This window comes from Pseudomonas sp. SDO5532_S415 (assembly GCF_054071155.1).
Map to the genome: position 1 here is coordinate 73,431 of NZ_JBSVWS010000002.1, position 25,863 is coordinate 99,293.

33 protein-coding genes and 3 tRNA genes are annotated in these 25,863 nt (G+C 59.0%); 34 read left to right on the plus strand and 2 right to left on the minus strand.

The annotated features are described in order from the left end of the window. Window positions 1-2 precede the first annotated feature (2 nt). From ACW9HW_RS01735 to ACW9HW_RS01780, 10 genes are all read left to right on the plus strand, one after another. Window positions 3-581, plus strand: coding sequence for a recombination protein NinG (locus ACW9HW_RS01735; RefSeq protein ID WP_457397811.1), 579 nt, complete (start codon window positions 3-5; stop codon window positions 579-581). Continuing rightward, window positions 578-1,159, plus strand: coding sequence for a hypothetical protein (locus tag ACW9HW_RS01740; protein WP_457397814.1), 582 nt, complete (start codon window positions 578-580; stop codon window positions 1,157-1,159). The genes ACW9HW_RS01735 and ACW9HW_RS01740 overlap by 4 nt, the downstream gene beginning before the upstream one ends. Window positions 1,160-1,283: 124 nt before the next feature. Beyond that, window positions 1,284-1,359 (plus strand) — tRNA-Met (locus tag ACW9HW_RS01745). Between the two features lie 5 nt (window positions 1,360-1,364). After that, window positions 1,365-1,440 (plus strand) — tRNA-Thr (locus tag ACW9HW_RS01750). A 3-nt stretch (window positions 1,441-1,443) separates the two neighbouring features. Next, window positions 1,444-1,519: transfer RNA gene (locus tag ACW9HW_RS01755), tRNA-Asn, on the plus strand. Window positions 1,520-1,798: 279 nt separating this feature from the next. Then, window positions 1,799-2,113, plus strand: coding sequence for a phage holin, lambda family (locus ACW9HW_RS01760; RefSeq protein WP_457397817.1), 315 nt, complete (start codon window positions 1,799-1,801; stop codon window positions 2,111-2,113). A gap of 59 nt (window positions 2,114-2,172) precedes the next feature. After that, window positions 2,173-2,403 (plus strand): Acb2/Tad1 domain-containing protein, encoded by a 231-nt coding sequence (locus ACW9HW_RS01765; RefSeq protein WP_457397999.1) that lies wholly within the window; start codon window positions 2,173-2,175, stop codon window positions 2,401-2,403. Continuing rightward, on the plus strand, window positions 2,403-2,591 hold the full coding sequence (locus ACW9HW_RS01770) for a hypothetical protein (RefSeq protein WP_457397820.1): 189 nt from the start codon (window positions 2,403-2,405) through the stop codon (window positions 2,589-2,591). The genes ACW9HW_RS01765 and ACW9HW_RS01770 overlap by 1 nt, the downstream gene beginning before the upstream one ends. Next, window positions 2,592-3,032 carry a proteasome subunit beta gene (locus tag ACW9HW_RS01775; RefSeq protein WP_457397822.1) on the plus strand — a complete coding sequence of 147 codons (441 nt, stop codon included), beginning with the start codon at window positions 2,592-2,594 and terminating at the stop codon, window positions 3,030-3,032. It begins immediately after the preceding gene. Window positions 3,033-3,110: 78 nt separating this feature from the next. Beyond that, window positions 3,111-3,581 (plus strand): hypothetical protein, encoded by a 471-nt coding sequence (locus ACW9HW_RS01780; RefSeq protein WP_457397824.1) that lies wholly within the window; start codon window positions 3,111-3,113, stop codon window positions 3,579-3,581. Between the two features lie 124 nt (window positions 3,582-3,705). Here the strand turns inward: ACW9HW_RS01780 and ACW9HW_RS01785 are convergent, their stop codons facing one another. Beyond that, complete coding sequence (locus ACW9HW_RS01785; protein WP_457397827.1) at window positions 3,706-3,993, minus strand: hypothetical protein; 288 nt, start codon at window positions 3,991-3,993, stop codon at window positions 3,706-3,708. Window positions 3,994-4,128: 135 nt separating this feature from the next. Between ACW9HW_RS01785 and ACW9HW_RS01790 the strand changes: the two genes are divergently transcribed. From ACW9HW_RS01790 to ACW9HW_RS01890, 21 genes are all read left to right on the plus strand, one after another. After that, a complete protein-coding gene (locus ACW9HW_RS01790; protein ID WP_457397829.1) occupies window positions 4,129-4,752 on the plus strand; it encodes a putative metallopeptidase in 624 nt (207 codons plus the stop codon). Between the two features lie 31 nt (window positions 4,753-4,783). Continuing rightward, window positions 4,784-5,245 (plus strand): DUF2280 domain-containing protein, encoded by a 462-nt coding sequence (locus ACW9HW_RS01795; protein ID WP_457397832.1) that lies wholly within the window; start codon window positions 4,784-4,786, stop codon window positions 5,243-5,245. Then, window positions 5,232-6,533 carry a terminase large subunit domain-containing protein gene (locus tag ACW9HW_RS01800; RefSeq protein WP_457397834.1) on the plus strand — a complete coding sequence of 434 codons (1,302 nt, stop codon included), beginning with the start codon at window positions 5,232-5,234 and terminating at the stop codon, window positions 6,531-6,533. The genes ACW9HW_RS01795 and ACW9HW_RS01800 overlap by 14 nt, the downstream gene beginning before the upstream one ends. Further along, window positions 6,530-7,990 (plus strand): DUF4055 domain-containing protein, encoded by a 1,461-nt coding sequence (locus tag ACW9HW_RS01805; protein WP_457397837.1) that lies wholly within the window; start codon window positions 6,530-6,532, stop codon window positions 7,988-7,990. Before ACW9HW_RS01800 ends, ACW9HW_RS01805 begins: the two co-directional genes overlap by 4 nt. After that, entirely contained in the window at window positions 7,965-9,053 is a 1,089-nt protein-coding gene (locus tag ACW9HW_RS01810; RefSeq protein ID WP_457397840.1) for a minor capsid protein, read from the plus strand. The genes ACW9HW_RS01805 and ACW9HW_RS01810 overlap by 26 nt, the downstream gene beginning before the upstream one ends. Window positions 9,054-9,066: 13 nt before the next feature. Then, complete coding sequence (locus tag ACW9HW_RS01815) at window positions 9,067-9,555, plus strand: DUF2829 domain-containing protein (RefSeq protein WP_457397843.1); 489 nt, start codon at window positions 9,067-9,069, stop codon at window positions 9,553-9,555. A gap of 88 nt (window positions 9,556-9,643) precedes the next feature. Next, window positions 9,644-10,354 carry a hypothetical protein gene (locus ACW9HW_RS01820; RefSeq protein ID WP_457397846.1) on the plus strand — a complete coding sequence of 237 codons (711 nt, stop codon included), beginning with the start codon at window positions 9,644-9,646 and terminating at the stop codon, window positions 10,352-10,354. Window positions 10,355-10,364: 10 nt separating this feature from the next. Continuing rightward, a complete protein-coding gene (locus ACW9HW_RS01825; protein ID WP_457397849.1) occupies window positions 10,365-11,333 on the plus strand; it encodes a major capsid protein in 969 nt (322 codons plus the stop codon). 50 nt (window positions 11,334-11,383) lie between these two features. Beyond that, complete coding sequence (locus tag ACW9HW_RS01830) at window positions 11,384-11,965, plus strand: hypothetical protein (RefSeq protein WP_457397852.1); 582 nt, start codon at window positions 11,384-11,386, stop codon at window positions 11,963-11,965. 56 nt (window positions 11,966-12,021) lie between these two features. Further along, window positions 12,022-12,525 carry a DnaT-like ssDNA-binding protein gene (locus ACW9HW_RS01835; RefSeq protein ID WP_457397854.1) on the plus strand — a complete coding sequence of 168 codons (504 nt, stop codon included), beginning with the start codon at window positions 12,022-12,024 and terminating at the stop codon, window positions 12,523-12,525. Window positions 12,526-12,541: 16 nt separating this feature from the next. Beyond that, window positions 12,542-12,910: a hypothetical protein gene (locus ACW9HW_RS01840; RefSeq protein ID WP_457397857.1), complete on the plus strand. Its 369-nt coding sequence runs from the start codon at window positions 12,542-12,544 to the stop codon at window positions 12,908-12,910. Continuing rightward, complete coding sequence (locus tag ACW9HW_RS01845) at window positions 12,907-13,563, plus strand: hypothetical protein (RefSeq protein ID WP_457397860.1); 657 nt, start codon at window positions 12,907-12,909, stop codon at window positions 13,561-13,563. The genes ACW9HW_RS01840 and ACW9HW_RS01845 overlap by 4 nt, the downstream gene beginning before the upstream one ends. Then, the gene (locus ACW9HW_RS01850; protein ID WP_457397863.1) at window positions 13,560-13,976 is read left to right on the plus strand and encodes a phage tail terminator-like protein; all 417 of its coding nucleotides are present in this window, start codon (window positions 13,560-13,562) and stop codon (window positions 13,974-13,976) included. Before ACW9HW_RS01845 ends, ACW9HW_RS01850 begins: the two co-directional genes overlap by 4 nt. Before the next feature lie 70 nt (window positions 13,977-14,046). Continuing rightward, on the plus strand, window positions 14,047-14,694 hold the full coding sequence (locus tag ACW9HW_RS01855) for a phage tail protein (protein ID WP_457397866.1): 648 nt from the start codon (window positions 14,047-14,049) through the stop codon (window positions 14,692-14,694). A gap of 9 nt (window positions 14,695-14,703) precedes the next feature. Next, a complete protein-coding gene (locus ACW9HW_RS01860) occupies window positions 14,704-15,087 on the plus strand; it encodes a phage tail assembly chaperone (protein ID WP_457397868.1) in 384 nt (127 codons plus the stop codon). A 47-nt stretch (window positions 15,088-15,134) separates the two neighbouring features. Further along, complete coding sequence (locus tag ACW9HW_RS01865) at window positions 15,135-15,407, plus strand: DUF1799 domain-containing protein (RefSeq protein ID WP_457397871.1); 273 nt, start codon at window positions 15,135-15,137, stop codon at window positions 15,405-15,407. A 27-nt stretch (window positions 15,408-15,434) separates the two neighbouring features. Continuing rightward, entirely contained in the window at window positions 15,435-18,428 is a 2,994-nt protein-coding gene (locus ACW9HW_RS01870; RefSeq protein ID WP_457397874.1) for a phage tail tape measure protein, read from the plus strand. Then, window positions 18,428-18,766 carry a phage tail protein gene (locus ACW9HW_RS01875; protein WP_457397876.1) on the plus strand — a complete coding sequence of 113 codons (339 nt, stop codon included), beginning with the start codon at window positions 18,428-18,430 and terminating at the stop codon, window positions 18,764-18,766. The genes ACW9HW_RS01870 and ACW9HW_RS01875 overlap by 1 nt, the downstream gene beginning before the upstream one ends. Window positions 18,767-18,775: 9 nt before the next feature. Continuing rightward, window positions 18,776-19,525 carry a phage minor tail protein L gene (locus ACW9HW_RS01880; RefSeq protein ID WP_457397878.1) on the plus strand — a complete coding sequence of 250 codons (750 nt, stop codon included), beginning with the start codon at window positions 18,776-18,778 and terminating at the stop codon, window positions 19,523-19,525. A gap of 2 nt (window positions 19,526-19,527) precedes the next feature. After that, window positions 19,528-20,292, plus strand: a complete 765-nt coding sequence (locus tag ACW9HW_RS01885) for a C40 family peptidase (protein WP_457397881.1) — start codon at window positions 19,528-19,530, stop codon at window positions 20,290-20,292. Between the two features lie 24 nt (window positions 20,293-20,316). Continuing rightward, the gene (locus ACW9HW_RS01890) at window positions 20,317-20,472 is read left to right on the plus strand and encodes a hypothetical protein (RefSeq protein ID WP_457397883.1); all 156 of its coding nucleotides are present in this window, start codon (window positions 20,317-20,319) and stop codon (window positions 20,470-20,472) included. A 291-nt stretch (window positions 20,473-20,763) separates the two neighbouring features. Here the strand turns inward: ACW9HW_RS01890 and ACW9HW_RS01895 are convergent, their stop codons facing one another. After that, window positions 20,764-21,027 carry a hypothetical protein gene (locus tag ACW9HW_RS01895; RefSeq protein ID WP_457397885.1) on the minus strand — a complete coding sequence of 88 codons (264 nt, stop codon included), beginning with the start codon at window positions 21,025-21,027 and terminating at the stop codon, window positions 20,764-20,766. Between the two features lie 137 nt (window positions 21,028-21,164). Between ACW9HW_RS01895 and ACW9HW_RS01900 the strand changes: the two genes are divergently transcribed. Genes ACW9HW_RS01900 through ACW9HW_RS01910 form a run of 3 tightly spaced genes read left to right on the plus strand, consistent with a single transcriptional unit; the run spans window position 21,165 to window position 25,860 of the window. Then, complete coding sequence (locus ACW9HW_RS01900; protein WP_457397888.1) at window positions 21,165-21,587, plus strand: hypothetical protein; 423 nt, start codon at window positions 21,165-21,167, stop codon at window positions 21,585-21,587. Window positions 21,588-21,629: 42 nt separating this feature from the next. Beyond that, window positions 21,630-22,238: a tail assembly protein gene (locus ACW9HW_RS01905; RefSeq protein ID WP_457397890.1), complete on the plus strand. Its 609-nt coding sequence runs from the start codon at window positions 21,630-21,632 to the stop codon at window positions 22,236-22,238. A gap of 58 nt (window positions 22,239-22,296) precedes the next feature. Further along, entirely contained in the window at window positions 22,297-25,860 is a 3,564-nt protein-coding gene (locus ACW9HW_RS01910; RefSeq protein WP_457397892.1) for a host specificity protein J, read from the plus strand. The last annotated feature ends 3 nt before the right edge of the window (window positions 25,861-25,863 follow it).

Sequence of the window (25,863 nt, forward strand, 5' to 3'; positions counted from 1 at the left end):
ATGTGAAGCAAAAGACCTGTAAGGCCTGCGGCGAGAAGTTCGCTCCAATGTTCAACACCACGCAGGTGGTGTGCAGTCCGAAATGTGCGCTGGATCATGCTCCAGCCAACAGCGAAAAAGCACGCAAGGCCATCGACCAGCGCGAGCGCCGCGAGATCAGGGTCCGCAAGGAGAAGCTGAAGAACAGGGCAGAACACCTGCGCGAGGCACAGGCGGCGGTGAACGAGTATGTGCGACTGCGTGACGCCCACCTGCCGTGCATCAGCTGCGACTCTCTACCGAACGACAACGACCTCATGACTGGCAGCCGCTGGGATGCCGGGCACTACCGATCGGTAGGCGCCTGCCCTGAGCTGCGTTTCGAGCCGTTGAACATCCACCGGCAGTGCGTGAAGTGCAACCGCAATCTTTCCGGCAATGCCGTGGAGTACCGCATCCGCCTGGTGCAACGCATCGGCGCCGAAAAGGTGGCATGGATTGAAGGGCCTCATCAGGCCCGCAAGTACACCGTCGAAGAAATCAAAGACATCAAGGCGCATTACCGGGCGCTGATTCGTGAACTGAAGGGGAGAGCAGCATGAAGATAAACTCGGCGCGCCAAGCCTGGCACGACTGCAAATACAACCCAGCCCCGGGCCAGTCCTCGGATGTTGTCCAGCTTGGCGTGGTAGTGCAGAACACAGAGCGCGGCCCTACAGCAAACCATGCGGTACATGGCGCCATGGCCGGACACATCCAATCAGTAATCGCTCGGCTTCATCCGCAGATCCGTATCTTCGGTGATTTCATGTACGCCGCCGAGCAGAGCGACGACATCCGGGAGGCAGCCGAAGACGTGGTGTTCCTGCTGGTGCTGAGCAGATCCCCGCGGATGACAGCGGCCAAGCGCGAGAAACTGGAGTTCGTGGTAAAGGGGGTGATGAGCCGGTACCGCTACATGCACCAGGGCGGCCAGTCGGCCAACGAAGACCCGCTCGCCAACGCCGAGAAGTTTCGGGCGTGGCTGTGGCGGGTGTACGGGGTTCGGTTGGAGTCGTGCAACTGGGAGCGGGATTGGGGCGGTGTGCTGCAGTTGATTTTCGAGTGCTGCGAGGATCTGGATCGCAGCGCACTGAGTCCAGTTGCGGCAGTAATTTACGAAATGCGCGAGGCCGCTTGAGGGCCTATTGCGTTCCCGTGCGGCTCATGGCATGATTTCGCCACTGTTAGAGTTTTGCCTCCGGCAACTTACTCATGATTCAAGAAAACCCGGCCATCGCGCCGGGTTTTTTATTGCCTGAAATTGCGTGGTAGAGCAGTGGTCAGCTCGCCGGGCTCATAACCCGGAGGTCGATGGTTCGAATCCATCCCTCGCAACCATATTTGCCGTCATAGCTCCAGCGGTAGAGAAGTCGCCTTGTAAGCGAATGGCCCGGGGTTCGAATCCTCGTGGCGGCACCAGATTGGTACGTAGCTCAGTTGGTAGAGCTGGCGGCTGTTAACCGCCCGGTCGGAGGTTCGAGTCCTCCCGTACCAGCCATTTCACTGTAGCCAGGACAGCCCTCGGGAAGGCCTGGACGTCGATAGCCGGATAGTGCGACGTACGGAATCAACACCGGCAGCCCGCGTACCCTTACCTCACATGCTGTTGGGGTGGCGCGAGACTGGATCAGCGAGATCGATGCAATAGGGCGTCGACGTTGGGAAAGTCTTTGGCAGACAGCTCGGAAAGACGAGCGCACCTATTCAGGGCCTCTGCACATGCAGGGGCTTTTTCGTTCATGGCTCCCTGATCGGGGAGGAACCTGAGATGCCACACATGCCAGAAAAAGACCCGTCGTTCTGGGTGTTGGTACTGACCGCCCTGAGAGAGAACGGCTTGGCCATGGGGCTGACCTTCGCCCTGACATGGCTCCGCATTCAGTACGACGGCAAGGAGACCAGGCCTTTGCGTCAATTGATTGAGGCAGCACTCGGCGCGCTGATTGTGATGGTGGTCGGCCTGACGGTGAAAGAGTTCGGCTTCAGCATTGCCTGGTCATTCGCCACTGCCGGATTCATTGGCGTACTTGGCGTTGAGCAGGCCCGTCAGCTTGGCAAGCGTTGGGCTGAAAGAAAGGCTGACGAAATTTAGTGCGCGACACGTTTCGCGAATATTCAAATCGTGTCGCGACATGCGACGAGGAAAGTAGGATGGATATCCAGCACAAGAAGATCACCGGCTACCGCGACCTGTCCCAGTCTGAAATCGACGGCATGAACTCGATCAAAGCCCTGGAGGCTGACGCGGGCGAGCTGTTCAAGCAGATAGGCCAAATTGAAAGCGTCGATCCGCGCCTGCTGGCCCTGGCGAAAACAAACCTGCAGCAAGGTTTCATGTGGTTCGTGCGCTCGATCGCCAAGCCTGCTGATCCTTTCAGCTGATGAGCACGGTTACGCGCCTGTATCATGCGCTGCCATTGAGCTCTGCCATCAACACAGCTGTCATTGACTTGGATAACGCTGTCGCCAAAGCAATTGACGCAGCAAAGGCCGCTGGTCTGCCTCAGGGTTTAGTTGTATCGATCTTGCACGGGCACGCCCAGGTGCAGACCAGCATCATGGTGAATTGAATGACGACCATTGCTTACAAAGACGGCGTAATCGCCTACGACTCCCGCCAGACCCGAAACGATCGCATCGTTTCTGACAGCGCGCTGAAGTGCCAGGTTGTCGATGGGGTCAGCTTCTTCCTGTCGGGCGCTGTATGCGATGAGAAGGCTTTGACCGCCGCCTACTTCGGCACTCCATCGCCAGTTCCTGTGGAGTGCTCGGGTTATGTCGTCGATGGCGGCAAGTTGATGATGGTCGGTCATGACGACAAAACAGGTATCTGGAAGCAGGCGCTTGACCCGTCCAACCCTGATGCCATTGGGAGTGGGGCTGCATATGCCCTTGCTGCAATGGATATGGGGGCAAGCGCAGAGGATGCGGTGCGCGCCGCGATGAAGCGGGATATCTACACCGGCGGCACGATCCGCACAGAGGTCATTGGGCGAGGAAAGGCAGAGTAGGTGCCGCAGGTGAGTGCGAGTGGTGCGCTGAGTCCATGTGTAGGCATACTGACCATCCAAACAGGATGGGAGTAGGTCATGGTTTTTCAGCATATAGAACTGAGTAAGCAACGATTAATTGAAAACACCGCAAGCGATTGCGGCACCATTCAGGCCAATTGCGGTTACCTGCTGGCTGAGCTTTCTAAGTTCTTCGCGTTTGAACATACTCGACTAAATTTAGATGTGGTCTTTAAAGCGAATGATGATTTGACTTCCACGATAACCACGCCATACGGGGAGGCTAGAGGGCGCCTAAGTATCCAGCTAGTGGATGAAGTGGTCGCCGGTCGATACGTCATCGAAAAAAGCGTGGTATCGGAGGAAGGGAAGGACATCTGGGTTCCAATATGGTCGTTCAGAATTAGTCGGGATGGAGACGTCCTGCTCGGCGACGAGGGCGATATTTCTATCGAAGTTGCGAATCCACGCCCTCACAATAACGCTATCAGTGCTGCAGCCAAATCATTGCTGTATTGCATTGCCAGCACTCCGACTTTCAAACAGTAACCGAAGTATGCTGAAGCCCCGCCAAGTGCGGGGTTTCTTGTATCTGGAGTTTCAAATGGTAACCAAGCAACCCGACTGGGAGCCGACTGATGCGCCTCCCAGGCAGGTCTAGATCATCAGTTGATCACTGGCTTATCGAATTGAAAAGACAAGGCCCGAGCTTCTGGCCGTACGCAGTGCATTCGGCTTGGATGTCGACCATGCCTTGTACAAAGCTTCCAACACACAAGCCCAAGATAGCGGCGATAACAACGTAAGCCCACACTCTATCCGTCGGCATTGGTTGCCGCTTCATCCACATGTCGGCACACCTCGCTCCGAAAAAAGCCAGATACATGGCGATCATTGCCACTGCTCCCAACAGCGAGTAAAGGCCAAACGAAAACACGCTGAATGCTTTGAAAAAGTCCACTGCACGGCTCCTTTGTTTTAAGTGCGGATTGATTGAACCACTACATGTGGCAATTCGCCATCGAATGCGGTGTCAAAAACAGTCATTCACGAATCGGCGTGCAGGGCAGGATTTATAACTAATTGACGGTGAGTTATGACAAGGCCTATGCCGCCAGCGTCGGTCGTGCAGTTCTCAGACCTATCCGGCTTCGGCATTCGCCTGACCCCGGCTCCTGAAGTCTGGGATTGGCTTCAGGCCGAGATCCTTGCCGACGCCGGCAGCATTCACAACGAAGACCATGCCCATCTACTGGATGCAGACATTCAGGTCATGTGGGCGTCGTCGCACTTCGAAAAACAGGGCCGAACAGTCCTCGGTCAGGCCGAGCAGGTAGTGTTCCGTGCCGGCGGCTGGCAGAAAGCTCGGATGGAACAACAGATGCGTGACTGGTTCGGCGAGGTGCCGGCATTCATCATCACCTTGGCTGCCGATTACTGCTCCACCTGCAGTGACATCGACTTCTGCGCACTGGTCGAACACGAGCTGTACCACATCGCTCATGCGACAGATAAGTACGGAGCTCCAGCATTCACCGAAGAAGGCATGCCCAAACTGAGGCTGCGTGGACACGACGTTGAAGAGTTCGTCGGTGTCGTCCGCCGCTACGGTGCGAGCACTGATGTCCAGGCGCTAGTGGATGCTGCAAACAAACCTGCCGAGGTAGGGAATTTGAACATTGCGAGGGCCTGCGGAACCTGTCTGCTCAAGTCGGCCTGATGTGAGACAGGTATGAGACGGAAACCAATCTATGGCAGCCCTGAAAAACGATGTGAAAGCCTTCATCGTTCAGGCTTTGGCGTGCTTCGACACCCCGACCCAAGTCTCGCAAGCGGTGAAGCAAGAATTCGATGTTGATGTGACACGGCAACAGGTGGAGCAGCACGACCCCACCAAGCGCGCTGGTGTGAATCTGGCAGGGAAGTGGGTGACCCTGTTCCACGACACCCGGAAGCGCTTCCGTGAGGAGACAGCCGAGATTCCGATCGCCAATCGTGCGTTCAGGCTCCGAGCACTTGGCCGGTTTGTCGAGCGGGCCGAGACGATGAAGAATATCGGCCTGGCCATGCAGATTCTGGAGCAGGCCGCGAAGGAAGTCGGCGACATCTACGTCAACCGCAATCGGAAGGACGAACCTGACGACGAGCCGGCGATCCCGACCCGTATCCAGGTGGATGTTGTGGATGCGAGGAAGCCGAATGCCGAGCCTTAACGTTCCGCAGTCGCAGTTCCTTTTGTTGCCTCACAAGTTTCGCGCATTCGTTGCTGGCTTCGGCTCAGGGAAGACCTGGGTGGGATGCTCGGCACTGAGCAAGCATTTCATGGAGTGGCCAGGCGTCAACGCTGGCTACTTCGCACCGACCTACCCGCAGATTCGCGACATCTTCTATCCGACGATGGAAGAGGTGGCCTACGACTGGGGGCTGAAGACCAAGATCAATCAGGCGAACCATGAGGTTCACATCTACAGTGGCCGGCAGTATCGCGGCACTGTGATCTGCCGCTCGATGGAGAAGCCGCAGACAATCGTCGGCTTCAAGATCGGCCACGCCCTGGTGGATGAGCTGGACGTGTTGACGTCGCTCAAGGCACAGCAGGCTTGGCGCAAGATCATCGCTCGGATGCGTTACAACCTGAGCGGGCTGAAGAACGGCGTGGATGTAACCACGACGCCGGAAGGTTTCAAGTTCGTCTTCCTCCAGTTCGTGAAGCAGTTGCGTGACAAGCCGGCGCTGAAGGATATGTACGGCCTGATTCAGGCCAGCACGTTCGACAACGAATTGAACCTGCCGGACGACTACATCCCATCGCTGATGGAGTCGTACCCCGAGCAGCTGATCCGCGCATACCTCAATGGCCAATTCGTCAACCTGACGTCCGGTTCGATCTACCACGCGTACGACCGTAAGCTGAATCAGTGCTTCGACACTGTGCAGCCCGGTGAACCACTTTTCATTGGCATGGACTTCAACGTCGGCAAGATGGCGGCGATCACCCATGTCAAACGTGACCAGGGTCTGCCGCGCGCCGTGGATGAGCTGATGGATGGCTACGACACGCCGGACATGATCCGCCGCATCAAGGAGCGCTACTGGCGCCACAACGGCAACGACTATGAGAAAACCTGCGAGATCCGGATATACCCGGACGCCTCGGGCGACTCGCGCAAGTCGGTCAACGCCAGCGTCACAGACCTGGCCATGCTTAAACAGGCCGGTTTCGCAATCATCGCGCCGGCGGCTAACCCACCGGTGAAGGACCGGATCAACGCCATGAACGCCATGTTCTGTAACGCGCAGGGCGAGCGGCGCTACCTGGTCAATCCATTCACCTGTCCGACTTATGCAGACGGTCTTGAGCAACAGATCTGGGCGCCCAATGGTGAGCCGGACAAGAGCCAAGGCAACGACCACGCCAACGACGGCGGCGGTTACTTCATCCACCGCGAGTACCCGATCGTGAAGCCGGTCACCTCAATGAAAATGGGAGTCGCCCGATGACGGACGTCACTTTTACCCGTCCTGAGTACGACGCGGCGCAGTACCGCTGGCGCTTGGTGCGCGACGTCTGCAAAGGTTCGGAAACCATCAAGGCTGCTGGTGACCGATATCTGCCGCGGCCGAACGCATCGGACACCAGCCAGGACAACCGGGACCGCTACGACGCGTACAAGAAACGCGCTGTCTTCTACAACGCCACGGGCCGGACGAAGCACAGTCTGGTTGGCGCGGTGTTTCGCACTTGGCCAACGTTGACTGTTCCAGGAGCTCTTGACTACGTGTCGAAGGACATTGACGGTCAGGGTGTGAGCATCTACCAGCAGTCGCAATCGATCATTGGGCATCTGCTCGAAGTTGGCCGCCACGGACTGCTGGTGGATTACGCGGCTGTCCAGGCAGGCACGGTGAGCAAGGCGGATGAACAAGCCGGCCGGGCTCGAGCGAACGTCGCCAGCTACCCGGCCGAGGCAATCATCAATTGGAAGACACGCCAGGTCGGCGGGCAGCACCAGCTGTGCCTTGTCGTGCTGCGCGAGACGGTCGACGTCGACACTGATGACGGCTTTGGTAGTGAGCAGATCGTCCAATACCGCGTGCTCCGTCTGGATGCCTCCGGCGTCTATACGCAAGAAGTATGGGAAGAGGGTTCCAGCCAAACGGCAATGATCATCGCTCCCTTCACCCCATTGAATGGCCTTGGTCAGCCGTGGCGCGTGATCCCGTTTCAGTTTCTGGGTAGCGAGAACAACGACACGACTATCGATGATTCGCCGCTGTACGACATGGCCGAAGTCAACGTCGGCCACTATCGCAACAGCGCTGACTACGAAGAGGCGGCTTACCTTGTGGGCCAGCCTCAACCGTGGATGGCGGGGCTCGATGAGCAGTGGCGTGATCACATGGAGAAGAACGGCATCTTCCTCGGCTCCCGTGCACCCTGGCTGTTACCGGTCAGCGGCACGTGCGGCGTCTGGCAGGCTCAGCCAAACACCGTGGCCAAAGAGGCCATGGACGCCAAGAAAGAGGACATGGTGTCGCTCGGCGCCAGGCTGATCGAGCGCGGCAGCGCGGTGAAGACTGCGACCCAGGCTGATAACGACAGCGCAGCCGAACACAGCGTCCTATCGCTGGTGGTGAGCAACGTCAGCGAGGCCTACAGCCAGTGTCTGGTCTGGATGGCTGAGTTCGTGAACGCTCCCGGCGAAGCGCTCTACAAGCTCGATCAGGACTTCAGCCAGATCACCCTGGACGCGACGATCCTTTCTGCACTGTTTAACGCAGTGCAGGGCGGCAAGCTGCCGGCGGGCGACTTCTGGCAGTACCTGCGTGATCGCGGGGTTATCGATCCCGAAAAGACCGACGACAAGATCCGCGACGAACTGGAAGCCGAGAACCCCGGGCCTGACTTGGATGACGACGAGGTAATCCCGAATGGCGGTAAACCAGGCGATCCTTGATGCCACAATTCGGCACGCTGTTTTCCTCGAGCAACTGAAGTCGGGAGAGGTTGCGAAGTTTGCGCCATTCCTCAAGGAGATCGACCGCTCGATACGGGAGCGGCTGACCCGGACCGATCTGACGGATTACACCGTTGCTCGGCTGGAGCGACTGCTGAGCGAGGTGGACAGCCTGCTGCTGGGCATCTTCGAACGCTACAGCGAGAAGCTGAACCTCGACCTGGTGGACATTGCCAATTACGAGGCCGAGTTCGAAGCGACCAGCCTGACCCGAGCGGCACCAGTGGGCGTCTCGTTTGATGCGGCGGTGCCTGGCGCTACCGCGATCAGGGCGGCAATCCTCAGCAACCCGCTCAGCGTGCGCGGCGCAGATGGCGGCAAGCTGCTCAAGACCTTCATCGATGGCTTCACCGCCACCGAGCGACAACGCCTCACTGGCGCGATCCGGCAGGGCTTCTTCGAAGGCCAAACCAACTTCCAGATCATCAAGAACATTCGCGGGACCAAGGCACTCCAGTACAACGACGGCATCCTGGCCACGACCAGCCGGAACGCCGGTGCCGTAGTGCGGACGGCGGTACAGCACGTCGCCACCCAGGCGCGCATGGAGACGCTGAAGGAAAACAGCGACGTCGTGCAGTCGGTGGAATGGGTCAGCACCCTGGATTCGAAGACGACCAGCCAGTGCCGAACGCTCGACAAGCGCCGGTTCAAGCTGACCGAGGGGCCGCGGCCTCCGATCCACATCAACTGCCGCTCGACGGTGGTAGCGGTGACGCGCTTCAGCGCCCTGTTCGCCAAGGACGCCACCCGGGCATCCATCGGCGATGGTGGCGCTCAGCAGGTGAGGGCAGACCTCAGCTACTACGACTGGCTTAAGCAGCAGCCAGCGGCGTTTCAAGACAAAGCCATCGGCCCGGTCCGGGCGAAGCTGTTTCGCGATGGCGGACTGACTGTTGAGCGATTTGCTGAGCTGCAGCTTGATCGCAACTTTTCACCTCTAACCCTCGTACAGATGAAGGCGCTTGAGCCTTTGGCGTTCGAGCGCGCGGGGATCAATTAACCAGGAGACACGCATGAGCAAGCACTACATCGGTACCAAAATTATCCTGGCGCTGGCAATGACCAGGCTCGCCTACAACGAATACCGGGGCTGGAGCCTGCCCGCCGACGAGAATGGTGCGGATGATGGTTACCTGGTCGAGTACACCGACGGCGGTGCTCCGAACCATCCAGACCACGCCGGCTACATCAGCTGGTCGCCAAAGGAGCAGTTCGATAAGGCCTACCGCGCAACGAGCGGAATGAGCTTCGGTCTTGCCGTAGAAGCGCTGAAGATTGGTAAGCGCGTTGCTCGTGCCGGCTGGAATGGTAAAGGCATGTTCCTTTATCTGATCAAAGCGAGCGAGCTGCAATCAGGCCTCAAATACGGCTTCGGTGAGTACGTGGGAGAGCCAGAGTTTGTATCAACCATCTGCATGAAAACCGCCGACAACAAGTTGGTGGCAGGTTGGCTCGCTTCGCAGACGGACATGCTCGCCGATGATTGGCAGTTGATCGACTGATCCAGCTTCGAATTCTACAAGCCGGCCATGAGCCGGTTTTTTCATATCTGCGGGCAGGGCCTGCAAATCGTCTCTGGGAGACAAGCAAATGGGTTTGAAATATCAGCTGGACACTCTTGACGGTCTCGATGACTCCGTTAAATCGCTATACACCGAGAAGGAAGGCAAGTTTGTCCTCGGTATCGAAGGCCTGCCGCAACCAGAAGACGTATCCGGCCTGAAATCCAAAGTCCAGGAGCTTCTGGACGAGAAGAAGGCCGCCGATAAGGCGCGCAAGGATGCTGAAGAGCAGGCCCGCCTCGATCGCGAGGAAGCCGCTCGCAAGTCCGGCAACGTCGAAGAGCTCGAGAAGTCCTGGTCCGAGAAATACGCTCGTCGCGAAGCTGAGCTGAGCGGCACGCTGGAGCAGGAGCGCGCTATGGCGCATGGACAGATCCGGGATCTGACTGTCGGCCGTACCGCTACTGATATCGCGTCTGCTCTGGCAATCCCAGGCAGCGCAAAAGCCCTGTTGCCGCACATTGAGCGCCGCTTGGGCGTCGAGCAGCGCGATGGGAAGCCTGTGGTTGTCGTGCTCGACCCTCAGGGCAAGCTCTCGGCGGCAACGCTGGATGAGCTGAAAGCGGAATTCGCAAACGACACGGCGTTCGCGCCGTTGATCGCGGGTAGCAAGGCATCGGGCGGCGGGGCCGCTGGTGCTGGAGGTGGCGGCGGGGCCGCAAAAGGAAAAATCGGCGGCACCAAAGAGGAACGCACGGCCGCAATCGCGAGCCGGTTCCCGGATCTCCCTCAATCGTAAGGAATAACTCATGTCCCTGTCGCAAATGCAGGTTTTCAACGAATACATCATGCCGGCGACTCTCGAGACGCTGGATCAGTATCTCGCCTCTTTCAACGCCGCAAGCCGCGGTGCGATCGTGCTGTCTCCGGACGGCTTCACGGGCGACTTCCTCCAAGAGTCGTTCTTCCAGACCCTGGCGGCTGCCCAGCGTCGAGTGGATCGTTACAGTGCAAACGCCGCTGTTGCTGCCACCGACCTGACCGAGCTGAAGAACACCTCTGTGAAGGTAGCCGGCGGCTTCGGTCCGATTCGCTACGAGCCATCGCAGATGACCTGGCTGGAGCGCCCAACTGCCCAGGGCGTCGAAGTCGCGAGCCGCGCGTTCGCTGAGATCCTGCTAAAGGACCAACTGAACACCGCAATCGCTGCACTGGTTGCAGCGATCACCGCCCAGGCCGCCGCTGTCAACGACGTGTCGGCTACCGAAGGCATCACCTACGCTGGTCTGAACAACGCCCATGCGAAGTTCGGCGACGCGAGCCAGAACCTGGTCACCCAGGTGATGCAGGGCACCAGCTATCACAAGTTGGTCGGTCAGAACCTGGCAAACCAGCAGCAGCTGTTCCAGGCGGGCAACGTTCGCGTCGTGGACATCCTTGGCAAGATCTCGGTTGTGACGGACGCGCCAGCGCTGATGCAGGCCGGCACCCCGAACAAGGAAATCATCCTGTCCTTGGTGCAGGGCGCGGCGTTGGTCCACGACGGCCGCGACATCATCAGCAACGTCCAGACCACCAACGGCAAAGAGCGTATCGAAACCACGCTCCAGACCGATTACACCTTCGGCCTGGGCCTCAAGGGTTACACCTGGGACACCACCACCGGCGGCAAGTCGCCAACCGACGCCGAACTGGCGACCGGTACCAACTGGGACAAGACTGCCACCAGCATCAAGCACACCGCCGGTGTGGCTCTGATCGGTGACGCTTCCAAGTAACTCCTGAATGTTGAGCCGGGCGACGTGCCCGGCTCGACGAGGTAATGATCATGAGCAATAAAAACATCTGGTACTTGCCCGGTCCATTCCACCAGTACCAGGAAGATGTGAAGGCGCTGGCCAAGGAAAACGGTCTGCGCATTGTCGACGCGAACGCCACCGGAAGCCGCGAGGATGAGGCTGACGATGTTCCGGAGGTGACGGTTCGACAGGTTGAGTCGGCGTCGGTAATGCTGATCGACAATCAAGACAGTGATGCGGCTGCGTTGCAGGAGCTGATCGACAAGCTGAGTGCGGAGCGTGACGGCATCGTGTTGCTGATCAACGCGGCCGAAGGCCTGTCGGAGCTGGAACATCCGGGTGCTGGCGAACTACCGATCCGCTTGTTCGATGCGCTGAAAGCCATCCACGAAGGTGTCGTCACCATCGAGGGTGAACGCGATACTCTGGCGGGCGAGGTCGAATTGCTCCGCGCTGAAATCGAACGCCTCAAGGCGGCAGCGGAGCCCGTTGACAATGCCGAGAAGATCGCAGCCCTCAAAGCGCAACTCGACGCGGCCAACGTGCAATATCGGGCAAACGCTTCGGTAGAATCGCTGGAAAAGGCGGTTGCTGAACTGCCCAAGGCTTAACTTTTCGGGCTCCGGGTAACCGGCGCCTGATCTCCAAAAACACAGCGAGCTGACACATGGCACTGATCATCGAGGACGGCACTGGCAAGCCTGGCGCCGAAAGCTACGCATCCACCGAGGATCTGACGCTTTACGCGGTGAAGTACGGCGTCGTCATTCCTGCGGAAGAGCCTGCGCAAGAAGCGCTGCTGCGCCGGGCCGCCTTGGCGATGGATGGCAAGACGTGGAAAGGGCGCAAGACCAACAGCGAGCAGGCACTGTCCTGGCCACGCCGCGGCGTCGAGCTGGATCAGGAGATCAAGCCCGACAACTACCTGCCTGCGCGTATTCAGTATGGCCAGATGGCCCTGGCCGCCGAGATCCATCAGGACGACATCGATCCGATTGAGAAGCGCAAAGGCGCGGTGACACTCGAGCGTGTTGAGGGGGCAGTAACTCGCGAATACGCGACGGTCCCGAACACCAGCGGGCGGCTGCTGCCGGCGGCGCCGGATCGGCCGAGCGCTACACAGTTCGCTGATTACCTACAGAAGCGGGGCCTGTTCGCCGTCCGCGCATAGATGAAACGGAGCCGCCATGGCCTTCTACGACGAAATGGCCGTGATGGCTCTGGAGATGATCACAGAGTTTGGCCAGAGCGTGACCATCCGGGCAATCACTGTCGGCGAGTATGACCCCGACACCGGGACGGCACCGCCCGACACGGTTACTGATCAGACTGCACAGGGCATCCTGCTCGACTTCACCGGGCAGGAGTTCCAGAACAACAGTCTGATCAAGCAGGGCGACAAGAAACTGAAGATCGCCGCGCGGGGGCTGGAGTGGGTGCCTGACCTGCTGAACAAGGTCATCATCCAAGGCCGCACCTGGTCAATTGTCCCGCCGCTGAAAGAGATCAACCCAGCCGGCACGCCCATTCTGTACGAATTGCAGGTGCGGTCATGAGCCGGGCGGGTGCCGGGCAGTCCGGCAGCTTCGCTCTGAGTCTCGCTGAGTTCGCGGCCCAGGCTACTGAAGCCATCGACGCCAGCTTGCGCGAGATCATCATCGAGATTGGCAGCAGCGTGATCCGAATGTCACCGGTTGGAAACCCGGAGATCTGGGCGGCGAACGTCGCGCATCGAGGATCCAACACTCGGGCAGCCGATGACTATGACTTCAAGGTCGCTGTGCGGAACACGCTCATCAATCTGGACGAGAGCAATTTCACGAAGGCCGGAAAGTTGAAGCGCGGCGTGAAATACGCCAAGCCGCTGACCAAGACTGAGCGCGACCAGAACTTCAATGTGAACGGCTTGGTCGCCGGCAAGGATTACGTCGGTGGGCGGTTCCGGGGGAACTGGAACTTCTCAATCGGTTACCTCGACAACAGCTTCCGCATCCATCCAGACCCGACCGGCGAGGCTGCTACTGCCCGACTGGTCAACGGGGCAATTGAATTCAAGGCCGGCGAGACAGCCTTCATTGTGAACAACCTGCCGTACGCGATTCCGCTTGAGTTTGGACACTCGACCCAGGCACCCGGCGGCATGGTCCGCATCACTGTGGCCCGCTTCCAGCAGATCGTGCAGGAGGCCATCAGGAACAACCAGGTATGAGCCACAACATCATCGCTTCGATCTACGAGGCCAAGTTGATCAACTGGGCGAAGGCTTTGCCGGTGCCACTAAAGGTCGTCGTCGAGAACGAGGCGTATACACCCGTCAACGGCGCGACTTACCTGAAAGCCTTCACGCTCCCGGCTGATACCGCCAGCAATACGCTCGGCGGCGACCACAAGCTGTACACCGGAGTGTTTCAGGTCAGCATCGTGACGCCTTCCGGTAAATACCGCGGCGCCGCCGGTGCAATAGCAGACCAAATTGCCGCGCTGTTCCCTCTGTACGAGCGAATCACGAAAGGCGCGCTTACCGTAGTGACCATGAGCCCGGTAGATCCCGGCCCTGGCATTCCTGACGACACCGCTTTCACCGTGCCCGTCTCGTTCATGTACCGAGCCGACACCGACTGAATCAGCCCGTTGGGCAAACCCAGAACCCGCCATTGAGCGGGTTCTGTCATTTCTGCAAAGAGGAAAACCCATGAGCGTCAAGATTCCCAACGGCACCACATTTGAGATTGCGGCAACCCTGAGCGCCCCGAAAGCGTTCACCGCCATCAGCAATGCCAGTCCCGCGGTGCTCACCGCTGCCGCCCATGGCTTGGCCGATGGCGACGTGATCGTGATCGAATCCGCCTGGGCGAAGCTGAACGGTCGGCCGGCTCGCGTTATCGATTCGGATACTGGTGATTTCGCGGCGGAAGGCATCGACACCACCAGCGTGAAGAGTTACCCGGCAGGCTCCGGTGCAGGAAAGGTTCGATCCGCTTCTGGTTGGACCCAGATCTCGCAAATCACTGAGCCAGCGGCCAACGGTGGCGAACAGCAGTTCCTCACCTATGGCTTCCTCGAAGACGACGATGATCGTCAGCTGCCCACCACCAAATCGGCCAGCAGCATGACCCTGCCCGTTGCCGATGATCCGGCCCAGGCATACGTCGCACTCGTAGAGGCTGCCGACGAAGACAAAGAGCCGCGCTTGATTCGCGCAAATCTCCCGGGCGGCGCGACGATCTACTACTACGCCTATGTGTCGATCACTGCGACCCCAACGCTGAGCCGCAACAACATCATGACGCGGACCATCACTCTGTCGTTCGCCTCCCGCCCAACCCGCTACAACGCCTAAGGGGGCCGCATGGCAAAGTTTTCGATAGCGCCAAAGCCGACGTTCACCGTCGATGTGGCCATCCCGCAGGTGGGCAGTAAGCCTGCAATGGTGCCGTTTACGTTCAAATATCGCGATCGTACCGAGCTGGCCGAGCTATTCGATTCCTGGAAGGCAAAAGCAGACGCCATCGGAGAGCGCTTCAAGGGCACTGAACCGACCCTCACGGAAGTTACCGCGGCGGAGGTCGAGCAGGGCGTCGACCAGATCAAGGATTTGGTGGCGTCGTGGGGCTTCGGCGACAAGCTCAACGACGAGTCGATTACTGCTCTGGTGAAAAGCTGTATAGGAGTCTCGGATGCGGTCGTGAAGGCCTACAGCGAAGCCTTCGGAAAGGCCCGCCTGGGAAACTGACGGCCGTTGCCCGTGCGCTGTATGAGTCAGAAGGATCTGCCGAGCAGATGGCTATGTTCGGCTTTTCGCCAGAGGACTACGACGAAACCATCGAAGTCTGGCCGGACAACTGGCCGTCATTCCTTGTCATGGACTCGATGGGGACTCAGTGGCGCACAGGCGCATGCGGCGCGACCGGCCTCGACTACGCCGTTTTGCCCAACGTGATGAAACTGGTTGGCATCCCGGCGAAGGACCGTCCCGGCGTATTCCAGGACATCCGCGTCATGGAATCGGAAGCCATCGCGGTAATGGCTGAAGCGCGCAACAACAGCCCGTGACAACGGGCATTTATTCAAGGTGAGTCGATGAACATTGCAGAACTCGGCATAAAGGTCGATTCGGCTGATGCCGCCAACGCTGCGACCGATCTCGACAAGCTGACCAAGGCTGGTGATCGAGCTGAGCAGTCCGCCGTCGGCCTGATGAAAGAGATGGAGGCGCTGGAGAAGTCGCTGTCGAAAGGCGCGACCTCCACGCAGGAACTGGCCAAGCAGCGTGAGAGCCTGGCGAAGTTAACCAAGACCGGTGCCTATGGCGAAGCTGAATTCACCAAAATCACCTCTCAGCTCGACAAGCAGCAGGCGGCGCTGGCCAAGTCCACACTGGACGAACAGAAGGCCTTGAATAGTCTGCTAGGCGCAATTGACCCGGCCCGGGCGGCCATAGCCAAGCTGGACACTCAAGTTGAACAGCTGGGCAAGCACCTCGATGCTGGTCGCATCAGTCAGGACCAGTACAACGCTGCCCTTGGCAAGATTGACGGCAACTATGCGGCGCTCGAGAAAACGGCCACCGGTTTCGACAAACTTCGCCTTGGGTCTCGCCAGGCTCAGGAAAACGTCATCCAGCTTGGCAATGCGTTGTCGTCTGGTGACTGGGGAAGTGGTGTGCGTGCCGTGGCACAACTGGGTGCCGGTGCGGGAGCCTCCGCCGCCGGACTGCTGGCTGTACTTGCCCCGATCGCCCTGGCCACTGCTGCCGTCGGCGTTCTGGCCGTTGCCTATTACAAGGGCAGCAAAGAACAGGACGCATACAGCAAGGGATTGATCCTTACTGGCAATTCCGCAGGTGTGAGCGCTGCGCAGTTGGGCGATATGGCTCGCCAGGTGAGCGCCACGGTAGGCACCACCGGGCAGGCGGCCGAAGTGCTCGCACTGCTGGCGGGAAACGGGAAGATCGCCGGCGAGAGCTTCGCCGGAATTACCCAGGCTGCCGTGTCGATGCAGGAGGCCACCGGCAAGGCAGTCAGCGAAACGGTCGCTGAGTTTTCCAAGTTGGCCGACGACCCAGTGAAGGCCTCGGCTGCGCTGAATGAGCAATACCATTACCTGACTGCGTCGGTTTATTCGCAGATCGCCGCGCTGGAGAAGCAGGGCGACCACGCCGGCGCGGTCAAGCTGGCAACCGAGCAATACGCCGACGCCATCAACGAGCGCACGCCAAAGATCCTCGAAAACCTGAGTTTCTGGGAGGAGGGTTACAACGCTGTTGCGCGCGCGGCTGACAATTTGAAGAACATCGGCCGCCGCGATATCAACTCGGAAATTGAGACCGCGCAAAACGATCTCCGTGAAGCAGAAAACATGGATGGCTTGTTCCAGAGCCAGAAGTCCAAGGATGCGTTGATCGAGTTCAGGCGCAACCGCTTGAACATGCTGGAAGATGAAAAAGCAGCCCAAGCCGATATTGCGAAGTGGGAAGGGGAGCAAGCGAAAGCCCAGGGTGATGCAGTTATTGCCATGGGCAAAGTCGATGCGCGGACTAAATCCGCTCTGAGCAATGAGCAAAAGCGCACCGAGGCACTGAAGGACTACAAGCGAGAGCTCGACGACATTCGCAAGGTCGCTCCGACTGATCCTCGGCTGAATCAAGCCGCCATCGATAAGAATATTGCGAACATCAACGACCAGTTCAAAGACGCCAAGACGCCGGCTGGCAGCGTTGACACCACTGGCTTCAACAACGCGAAAAACGCCTTGGCCGAAACCCTGGCCTATTACAAAAACGCCGATAAAGAACTGGAGGCTTCCCAGCGAGCTGGCGTGATCAGCCAAGCCAGTTACACCGAGCAGCGGATCGGCCTGTTGAAGCAGCAGGCCGACGAAGTTGCCCAGGGCTACCAGGCGGAGATCGATGCGCTCGAAGCGGCCAAGGCCAAGAAGGGCTCCACTGGCGCCCAGATAATCCAGATTGACCAGAAGATCGCCGACGCCCGAACCGCTATGGTCAAGGCTCAGCAAGACAGTGACAGCGAACTGGCGATCATCGCTACCAACGAAGAGGGACGCCTGCGCAAGCAGACCCTGGCCGTCAACACATACACAAGCGCCCTGCAGCAGCAGGTCGATACGCTTCGGCAGCAGGGCCTGCGCGCAGCTTCGAGCCTCGGCCAGGGTGACCGGCAGCGGGGGCTGACTGATCAGCAGAACGGAATCGACGACCGCTTCAACCAGCAGCGTCTGGAACTGGCCAACCAATACGGCGACGGCTCGCGTGGTATGAGCCTCGACGAGTACACACAGAAGCTGGCAGCGCTGAAAGCTACCCAGCAGGACCTGCACGACACCGTGCGGGCCAACTACGACGACATGACGGCTGCTCAGGGTGACTGGAGCGCCGGCGCATCGTCAGCGTGGCAGAACTACTTGGAATCGGCGCGGGATGTCGCGGGGCAGACGAAGAGTCTGTTCACCAATGCGTTCAGTTCGATGGAGGATGCGGTGGTCAACTTCGCCATGACCGGGAAACTGTCGTTCGCCGACTTCACGAAGTCGATCCTCGCAGATATGGCGCGAATCGCCACACGGCAGGCCAGCTCTGCGCTGCTGGGCAGCCTGGTCGGCGCGGCTACTGGTTACTTCGCTGGTAGTGGCTCGACGCCGTCGTCAGCGGGATCTACCCAGGCCGGATACTCCGACGTCGATTTTTCTGGGTACAGGGCAGCCGGCGGACCGGTCGCGCCTAACTCCTTGTACGAGGTCAACGAGCTCGGTCCGGAGCTCTACAACGAGGGCGGCCGGTCTTTTCTCATGACCGGCGCGAATGGCGGTAGCGTCACTCCGCTTACTTCCGGCGCACGTATTGCTGCAATGAGTGGAGGCGGCGGAGAGGGCGGAATCAGCATCAACGCGCCGGTCAGCGTTGTCACCCAAGATCGAAGTTCTGAAGGGATGCAGCTCGATCAGCAGGCACTGACACAAAACCTTCAAACGCAGATGAGGGCCGCAGCCGAAAAAGCTGTAGCCGAATCGTGGCGGCCGGGTGGTACCAGCTTCCGTAACGTCAATGGGAGGGCCTGATGGCAATCGAGACATTCACCTGGCCAACAGAGCGCGGGAGTTCACCCGAGATTACATATCGGGTGCGGACTTCGAAGTTTGGCAGCGGCTATACGCAGAATGCTGGCGACGGCCCCAACAACAAAGAAGACTCCTATCCGATTTCCTTCACCGGGTCGAAGGCCAAAGTGGTCGAAATCATGGGGTTTCTGGATCGGCATGCCGGTGCGAAAGCGTTTCTCTGGGCGACGCCGCTCGGTGAGCTCGGACTTTTCACCTGCAAGAACCCGGCGCCCACTCCTGTGGGCGGTGGCGTTTTCAAACTCACGGCCACTTTTGACCGTGCGTTCCAACCATAAGGGGCAACCATGCCACTGATCAGTGACATCCAGGTGCTTGAGCCTGGCAGCGAAGTGCTGCTCTTTGAGTTGGACGGCACGGAGTATGGGGCGGATGTGTTGCGCTTCCACGGGCATGCGATCCCGCACACGCCAGCTGAGCTGATCGCCGCCGGTGCTGACGCCGACCAACTTCCGGCGAAGGCGATCTACTGGCAGGGCAACGAATACAGCGCCTGGCCCATGCAAATCGATGGCATCGAGGCGAACGGTGACGGCACGGCGGTCCGGCCAACGCTGTCGGTCGGCAACGTCAACGGACGTATCACTGCGCTCTGCTTGGCGTTCGCCGATCTGCTCGAGTTCAAGTTGACGATGCGCCACACGCTGGGCACATATCTCGACGCGGCGAACTTCCCTGCCGGCAACCCGACTGCGGACCCAACCCAAGAGACGATCGAGGTCTGGTACATCGACCAGAAAACGAACGAGGACGGGGAGACGGTCAGCTGGGAGTTGGCCAGCCCCGGTGACGTCGGCAGCGAGTCCATCGGCCGGCAGGCAACGACGCTTTGCCACTGGTGCCTCACTGGCGGTTACCGCGGGCCTAACTGCGGCTACACCGGGCCATATGTCACGAAGGATGGAGTGGTCACCGACAACCCGGAACTGGACGAGTGCGATGCCACCCTGGGGCGAGGGTGCATCCCGCGTTTCGGCGAAGGCAACCCGCTGCCGTTCGGTGGCTTCCCAGCCGTTTCACTGATTGCCCGGAGCTGACCATGCGCAAGCACATCCTGAACGCGATCCAGGCTCACGCGACGGCCGAGTACCCGAAAGAGTGCTGCGGGCTGCTGCTGGGCATTGGCCGCAAGCAGCAGTATTACCCGTGTCGAAACGTCGCCTCCGAGCCAAACGAAGAATTTCGAATCGATCCCGAGGAATACGCCGCAGCGGAAGACGTCGGCGAAGTGATCGGCATTGTTCATTCGCACCCGGACGCTAAAAGCCGACCGTCGCCGCGGGACCTAGCCATGTGTGAGGCGACTGGGCTGCCCTGGCACATCCTTAGCTGGCCCGAGGGTGACTTGCGCACAGTCATGCCATCCGGCGATGTTCCATTGCTCAAGCGGCCATTTGTGCACGGTGCATGGGACTGTTGGCAGGTCTGCGCCGATTGGTACAAACGCGAGTGGGGCCTTGAATTTGAAGCCTTCAAGCGTGCCGATGGCTGGTGGGAAAGCAAGGACAGCACCAGCCTGTACGAGGCGAACTACGAGGCTGCCGGCTTTTACAAGGTCGACCAGCCACGCCGCGGTGACATGATCGTGATGGAAGTGGGGCGGACGGTTTACCCGAACCATGCGGGGGTTTTTCTCGGCACTGATCCAGCACTGCCTGGTGAGGATGCGGCAACCTTCGGCCCTGGTCCATTCCTGCTGCACCATCTGTACGGCAGGCCATCGGAAGTAATTGTGTTCGGCGGGCCATGGCTCGATAGGGCGCGCCTGATCCTCAGGCACAAAGATGCACAATCAATCCAATGATGCGGCCGCGCCGCGGGAGAGTTTATGAATCAGCCTTTTGAAGTGACTGTTGATGGCCAGGTGCGCATTGTCGACGCAGTGATTATCGACAATGCACAAGCCGTGCTTAATTATCTGCAATGTCAGATAAGTCAAACGAAGCTTAGCCCTTTGGTTGTGTTGCCTTTATCTCTTCGATAACCAAAAGAGCACCCTCAATAGGCGACTTGTAAAAGTCGTGCATCTCTGGGGTCAATCCAGTGTCGGATGCCAGATAGGTCCTGAGCTGAGATTCCAATTTATCTCTCTCTGGTGCGTCTCGATAGACTACTGCGGTAAGTGCTTGGATCGTTTTAATGAGTCCAAGGCTGAAAGCATCGTTCCTTGTAAATCCAGGTGGTGTTCCGCTCACATTGACCTCCAGGTCATAAGCGCGCCGAAATTGGCGCTATCCCAGTCCTTGGGCTTGCAGGCAAAGGACTGGGGAATCCTTTACTTGAAGCTACTGTTGGCTTGCTCGATGGTTGAGGCGACAACATCGACTACTTCGTCGAACGCTTCTTTCTGTAGATCTGAGAGCTCCTGGGTGACTACCTCGTCCTTAGAAAGGTCGGCAATCATCTCCTGAAAATCTGAACGGAATTCTGCGGGAAGCCTTGCTGTAATTGTCCACGAAAGTCTTTTGAGAATTTCGATAACGGCGGTGTTTACACCGGCTTGTACATCGAGGTTTTCCACAATTTCTTCTAAATTCATTTTTGAATACGCGTGAATGGCTATGGTTTCAGAACGCTACTATGGCTGGATCCGAATTTTCCACTGTCCTTTCATCCACGCTGGATGCCCGAACAGTGTCGGGGTACAGTGCACCCTTTCCCACAGGAGTGACCTGCATGAAATTTATCGTAGGGGCGCTGGCGTTAGCGCTGTTGGCGGGGTGCGCAACTTCTCCCACACCATCCAGTGAGGCGCGCCAGGCGCCACTGAGCCAAGTGGTGGCGTATCAAAGCAAGCCATCTGGAGCCTATGGCACTCTTCAAGTGATCCGTGACTCTGGACATACCGGCAGTCTTTGCTCGATGGCGGTTTTTATTGACGGCAAGCAGGCGGCCAAGCTCGACCCGGGTGAGAAGGCATCGTTCTATTTGTCGCTTGATTCAGTGTCACTGGGGGCGGCATATACCGGTTCTGGCATCTGCTCTATGGGAGCTGCGCGCATTGAGCGCGAGGCTATCGTGAAGGACGGCGTCGTTAAAAAATATCGTGTATTTACCGGCGGTGATGGGCAGATAGATATACTCCCCACAACGCTTTGAATTAGCCGCCTACGGGCGGTTTTTTAATGTCTGGAGAAGGGCATGTGCTCAGCCATCACCTACACCCCCACGACCAAGGTTATGTTTTCGGGCTCGTTGGCAAAAAAATTCTTCCGCAGCAGGTCATATCTTCTTGATGGCGGAACCACTGCGGAGGTTTTCCGAGCGCTGAATGCAACCATCGATGGGTTTGCTGAAGAGTTAAAGCGGCTTGAGCGATTGGGGCTGACCTTTGCGATATTCCGCAATAGAAGGAACGTCGGTGCAGATGGATTCGAACTCGGTGGGACCAGGGAGTTGCGCATAGTGCCTGTGATCACCGGCAGCAAGAGGGCGGGAGCCCTGCAAACTGTTATTGGGTCTGTCCTCATTGCTGCCGCGTTCGTCCTTTCGTTTACGCCTTTTGCCGCCGCGTCTCCATTTCTCTACCAGATTGGCGCGGCAATGGTTATTGGCGGTGTCATCCAAATGCTCAGCCCTCAAGCGTCAGGCCTGAAACAAAGTTCCTCACCAGAAAACGCCCCGTCCTACGCCTTCGGCAGCGCCAAGAACACCACAGCCAGTGGCAACCCGGTACCAATCTGCATCGGCGAACGCCGGTGGGGTGGCATGATCATTTCGGCATCGATCTACGCCCAAGACAAAGCGTAAACCACCACGCAGCACGCAGGCCGCCCAAGAGGCGGTTTTTTTACGCCTGGAGGAAAGCATGGGCTCAGCACAGATGATCGAAATCCACGGCGAGAAGGGCGGCAGCAGCAAGCCGAAGTCACAGACCGAAGCCAGCGATAGCCTGCGCTCGACCAACGTGGCCAAGCTGCTGATCGCCGTGGGTGAGGGTGAGTTCGATGAAGTCCCGACCGATTACGACATCTACCTGGACAACACGCCGATCCGCGATGCCAGCGGCAACGTCAACTTCCCCAACGTCAAGTGGGACTGGCGCTCTGGTTCCATCGATCAGACCTACATCCCTGGCATTCCGTCGGTGGAAAATGAAACCTCGCTCAACGTCGAGCTGCGCAGCGACGCGCCCTGGGTGCGCTCGCTCACCAACATTCAGCTGTCCGCCGCGCGCGTGCGCCTCGCTTGGCCCGCTCTGCAACGTCAGGACGATGAAGGCAATGTCGTCGGGTACCGCATCGACTACGCCATCGACGTGGCCACCGACGGTGGCGCTTATCAGCAGGTGCTGGTCGATGCCGTGGATGGCAAGACCACCACGCGCTATGAGCGCTCGCCGCGCATCAATCTACCGGACGCTACCACCGGCTGGCAGATCCGCGTCCGCCGCCTGACACCGAACCAGAACAGCAACAAGATCGCCGACACCATGCTGATCGCCGGCATCACTGAAGTGATCGACGCCAAGCTGCGCTACCCGAACACCGCGCTGCTCTACATCGAGTTCGACGCCGAGCAGTTCACCAACATTCCGGCCGTTACCGTGAAGTGCCGCGCTCGCAAATGGCAGGTGCCGAGCAATTACGACCCTATCCTGCGCACCTATACCGGTACGTGGGACGGCACCATGAAGCAGGCCTGGACCAACAACCCGGCCTGGGTCACCTACGGCGTGTGCACCGAGGACCGTTTCGGCTTGGGCAAGCGCATCAAGCCGTTTATGGTCGACAAATGGGAGCTCTACCGGATCGCGCAATACGCAGACCAGATGGTGCCTAATGGCCTTGGCGGATTGGAGCCTCGCTTCCTGTGCGACATGAACCTGCAGGGCAAGGCCGATGCCTGGTCGCTGTTGCGTGACATCGCCGGGATTTACCGCGGCATGACTTACTGGGCGCAGGGCCAGCTGGTGATGCAGGCCGACATGCCGCGCGCCCAGGACTTCGACTACGTGTTCACCCGGGCCAACGTGATCGATGGCAAGTTTTCCTACGGCAGCGCGTCGGCCAAGACCAGGTACACCCGCGCGCTAGTGAGCTACGACAACCCAGCGAACAACTACGACACCGACGTCATTCCGTTCGCCGATCTGGACCTGCAGCGCCGTTACGGTGATCGGCCGACAGAGCTGAGTGCCATCGGCTGCACCCGCGCATCCGAGGCCCAGCGCCGGGGTAAGTGGGCGATCCTCAGCAACAACCAAGACCGCACCATTTCGTTCAAGACCGGCATGGAGGGTGTGATCCCGCTGCCGGGCCACATCATCCCAGTGGCGGATTCGTTGCTCGCCGGTCGTGAAGTGGGTGGGCGGATCTCCGCGGCGGCTGGCCGCGTCGTGACGCTTGATCGCGACACCCAGGCCAAAGCCGGTGATCGGCTTATCATCAACTTACCGGGTGGCCGCGCCGAAGGTCGGACTGTTCAAAGTGTGAATGGCCGAGCCGTCACCGTAACAGTGGCGTACAGCGAAGCGCCGATGCCGCAGCTGCAGTGGGCGCTCGATGCTGATGATCTGGCAATCCCACTCTATCGTGTGCTGCGAACCAAGCGCACAGTCGATGGCGACTTCGAAATTAGCGCGCTCCAGTACGAGCCAAGCAAATTTGCTTTCATCGATACCGGCGCCCGTCTGGAAGAACGGCCGATCAGCGTGATTCCGATCACCGTCGTGCCTGCGCCGGCCAGTGTCTCGCTGACATCTACTTCGGCTGTTTCCCAAGGGTTGGCCGTGGCCACGATGACCATCAGTTGGCCCGCGGTACCGGGTGCGGTTGGCTACGACATCGAGTGGCGCAAGGACAGTGGCAACTGGATCAAGCTGCAGCGCACCGGCATGACCAGCGTAGACGTGGTCGGCATATACGCCGGCGCCTACGTGGCGCGCGTCCGCGCGGTGAGTGCCTTCGACATCTCGTCGATCTGGCGTAACTCGATCTTGACCCACCTCAGCGGCAAGCAGGGATTGCCGCCGGCGGTGGCTTACCTCACGGCAACGCCGCTACTGTTTGGCATCTATCTGAAATGGGGGTTCCCGGCTGGAGCCGAGGACACCCAGCGGACGGAAATCTGGTACAGCCCGACGACCAGTCTTGAAGCCGCGATCAAGCTGACGGACTTGTCCTATCCGCAAAGCGATTTCTCGATGCTGGGCTTGCGTGCAGGCGTGACCTTCTATTTCTGGGCTCGCCTGGTGGATCGGATCGGCAACATCGGTCCTTGGTATCCGGTGGGCATCGGTGTTCAGGGTCAATCGAGTGCGGATGCAGCGGCAATTCTGGAGATGATCGCAGGCGAGATTGGCCGGACGGAACTCGGCCAAGACATTCTGGATGAGATCGGCAAGATCCCGGACCTGCAGGCGCAGATTGATGCGCTGGATGGGTTGAGTGGATACGACCCTGATGTCACCTACGTTGAAGGCGACCTGGTGGTTTCTGATAAGCGGATATATCAGGCGATTGGCGATGTTCCACTGAACTCGCCGCCGCCCAATGCCACTTACTGGCTGGATGTCGGCCAGACGATCGAGACGGCCAACGGCCTGGCGCAGCAGGTGGCAACCAACACGGCTGATATTACCGAGATCGATGGTGTCGTTACGGCTCAGGCCACAGCGTTTCAGGCTTTGCGCGCATCGTTTCGTGATGATGATGGAGAAGGTGACCTCGCCGATGCACTGAAGGGCTGGAGCAGTACCGCCGCCATTGCCAGCGAAGAGAAGGTCCGAGCCTCGGAAAACCTTGCTACGGCGCAGAAGGTCACCACACTGACTGCCGCGGTTGGGGAAAACGAGGCGAACGTCACCGATCTTCGACAAGTCGTGGCCACCGAAAAGGAAGCCACCGCCACGGCGATCACCCAGTTGACGGCGACGGTGGGCGAAAACACGTCAGCCATTCAGGAAACCGCCGAGGCTTTCGCCGACTTAGATGGCAACTTGCGAACCATGTGGTCGGTGAAGATGTCGGTCACCGCCAATGGGCAATATGTCGCGGCGGGCATTGGGCTTGGCATTGAAAACGTCGATGGGGTTTTCCAGAGCCAGTTCCTGGTGAGTGCGGATCGCTTCGCCATCGTCAACACCATCGCCGGCGGCGCCATCTCGGTGCCGTTTGCGGTTCAAGGCGGGCAGGTGTTCATGAACTCGGCGTTCATCCAGGACGGCACCATCACCAACGCCAAGATTGGAAGCTACATCAGCTCGACCAACTACATCGCCGGCCAGCAAGGCTGGATTCTCAATAAAGACGGAACACTGGAGATCAACGGTATCGTCCCTGGTCAGGGTCGTCTGGTGATCAACTCGTTGAATGTGTCGGTCTACGACGCAAACAACGTGCTGCGTGTCCGTCTCGGCTATTTGGGGTAATTC

Excerpts from the sequence above, each read along its gene's own strand:
- ACW9HW_RS01870 (WP_457397874.1), top strand. The coding sequence starts at position 15,435 with ATGAACATTGCAGAACTCGGCATAAAGGTCGATTCGGCTGATGCCGCC.
- ACW9HW_RS01860 (WP_457397868.1), top strand. The coding sequence starts at position 14,704 with ATGGCAAAGTTTTCGATAGCGCCAAAGCCGACGTTCACCGTCGATGTG.
- ACW9HW_RS01880 (WP_457397878.1), top strand. The coding sequence starts at position 18,776 with ATGCCACTGATCAGTGACATCCAGGTGCTTGAGCCTGGCAGCGAAGTG.
- ACW9HW_RS01770 (WP_457397820.1), top strand. The coding sequence starts at position 2,403 with ATGAGCACGGTTACGCGCCTGTATCATGCGCTGCCATTGAGCTCTGCC.
- ACW9HW_RS01765 (WP_457397999.1), top strand. The coding sequence starts at position 2,173 with ATGGATATCCAGCACAAGAAGATCACCGGCTACCGCGACCTGTCCCAG.
- ACW9HW_RS01840 (WP_457397857.1), top strand. The coding sequence starts at position 12,542 with ATGGCCTTCTACGACGAAATGGCCGTGATGGCTCTGGAGATGATCACA.
- ACW9HW_RS01790 (WP_457397829.1), top strand. The coding sequence starts at position 4,129 with ATGACAAGGCCTATGCCGCCAGCGTCGGTCGTGCAGTTCTCAGACCTA.
- ACW9HW_RS01865 (WP_457397871.1), top strand. The coding sequence starts at position 15,135 with ATGGCTATGTTCGGCTTTTCGCCAGAGGACTACGACGAAACCATCGAA.
- ACW9HW_RS01850 (WP_457397863.1), top strand. The coding sequence starts at position 13,560 with ATGAGCCACAACATCATCGCTTCGATCTACGAGGCCAAGTTGATCAAC.
- ACW9HW_RS01740 (WP_457397814.1), top strand. The coding sequence starts at position 578 with ATGAAGATAAACTCGGCGCGCCAAGCCTGGCACGACTGCAAATACAAC.
- ACW9HW_RS01815 (WP_457397843.1), top strand. The coding sequence starts at position 9,067 with ATGAGCAAGCACTACATCGGTACCAAAATTATCCTGGCGCTGGCAATG.
- ACW9HW_RS01805 (WP_457397837.1), top strand. The coding sequence starts at position 6,530 with ATGACGGACGTCACTTTTACCCGTCCTGAGTACGACGCGGCGCAGTAC.
- ACW9HW_RS01825 (WP_457397849.1), top strand. The coding sequence starts at position 10,365 with ATGTCCCTGTCGCAAATGCAGGTTTTCAACGAATACATCATGCCGGCG.
- ACW9HW_RS01760 (WP_457397817.1), top strand. The coding sequence starts at position 1,799 with ATGCCAGAAAAAGACCCGTCGTTCTGGGTGTTGGTACTGACCGCCCTG.
- ACW9HW_RS01810 (WP_457397840.1), top strand. The coding sequence starts at position 7,965 with ATGGCGGTAAACCAGGCGATCCTTGATGCCACAATTCGGCACGCTGTT.
- ACW9HW_RS01895 (WP_457397885.1), bottom strand. The coding sequence starts at position 21,027 with ATGAATTTAGAAGAAATTGTGGAAAACCTCGATGTACAAGCCGGTGTA.
- ACW9HW_RS01800 (WP_457397834.1), top strand. The coding sequence starts at position 5,232 with ATGCCGAGCCTTAACGTTCCGCAGTCGCAGTTCCTTTTGTTGCCTCAC.
- ACW9HW_RS01890 (WP_457397883.1), top strand. The coding sequence starts at position 20,317 with ATGAATCAGCCTTTTGAAGTGACTGTTGATGGCCAGGTGCGCATTGTC.
- ACW9HW_RS01780 (WP_457397824.1), top strand. The coding sequence starts at position 3,111 with ATGGTTTTTCAGCATATAGAACTGAGTAAGCAACGATTAATTGAAAAC.
- ACW9HW_RS01845 (WP_457397860.1), top strand. The coding sequence starts at position 12,907 with ATGAGCCGGGCGGGTGCCGGGCAGTCCGGCAGCTTCGCTCTGAGTCTC.
- ACW9HW_RS01885 (WP_457397881.1), top strand. The coding sequence starts at position 19,528 with ATGCGCAAGCACATCCTGAACGCGATCCAGGCTCACGCGACGGCCGAG.
- ACW9HW_RS01820 (WP_457397846.1), top strand. The coding sequence starts at position 9,644 with ATGGGTTTGAAATATCAGCTGGACACTCTTGACGGTCTCGATGACTCC.
- ACW9HW_RS01875 (WP_457397876.1), top strand. The coding sequence starts at position 18,428 with ATGGCAATCGAGACATTCACCTGGCCAACAGAGCGCGGGAGTTCACCC.
- ACW9HW_RS01900 (WP_457397888.1), top strand. The coding sequence starts at position 21,165 with ATGAAATTTATCGTAGGGGCGCTGGCGTTAGCGCTGTTGGCGGGGTGC.
- ACW9HW_RS01905 (WP_457397890.1), top strand. The coding sequence starts at position 21,630 with ATGTGCTCAGCCATCACCTACACCCCCACGACCAAGGTTATGTTTTCG.
- ACW9HW_RS01775 (WP_457397822.1), top strand. The coding sequence starts at position 2,592 with ATGACGACCATTGCTTACAAAGACGGCGTAATCGCCTACGACTCCCGC.
- ACW9HW_RS01835 (WP_457397854.1), top strand. The coding sequence starts at position 12,022 with ATGGCACTGATCATCGAGGACGGCACTGGCAAGCCTGGCGCCGAAAGC.
- ACW9HW_RS01795 (WP_457397832.1), top strand. The coding sequence starts at position 4,784 with ATGGCAGCCCTGAAAAACGATGTGAAAGCCTTCATCGTTCAGGCTTTG.
- ACW9HW_RS01830 (WP_457397852.1), top strand. The coding sequence starts at position 11,384 with ATGAGCAATAAAAACATCTGGTACTTGCCCGGTCCATTCCACCAGTAC.
- ACW9HW_RS01910 (WP_457397892.1), top strand. The coding sequence starts at position 22,297 with ATGGGCTCAGCACAGATGATCGAAATCCACGGCGAGAAGGGCGGCAGC.
- ACW9HW_RS01855 (WP_457397866.1), top strand. The coding sequence starts at position 14,047 with ATGAGCGTCAAGATTCCCAACGGCACCACATTTGAGATTGCGGCAACC.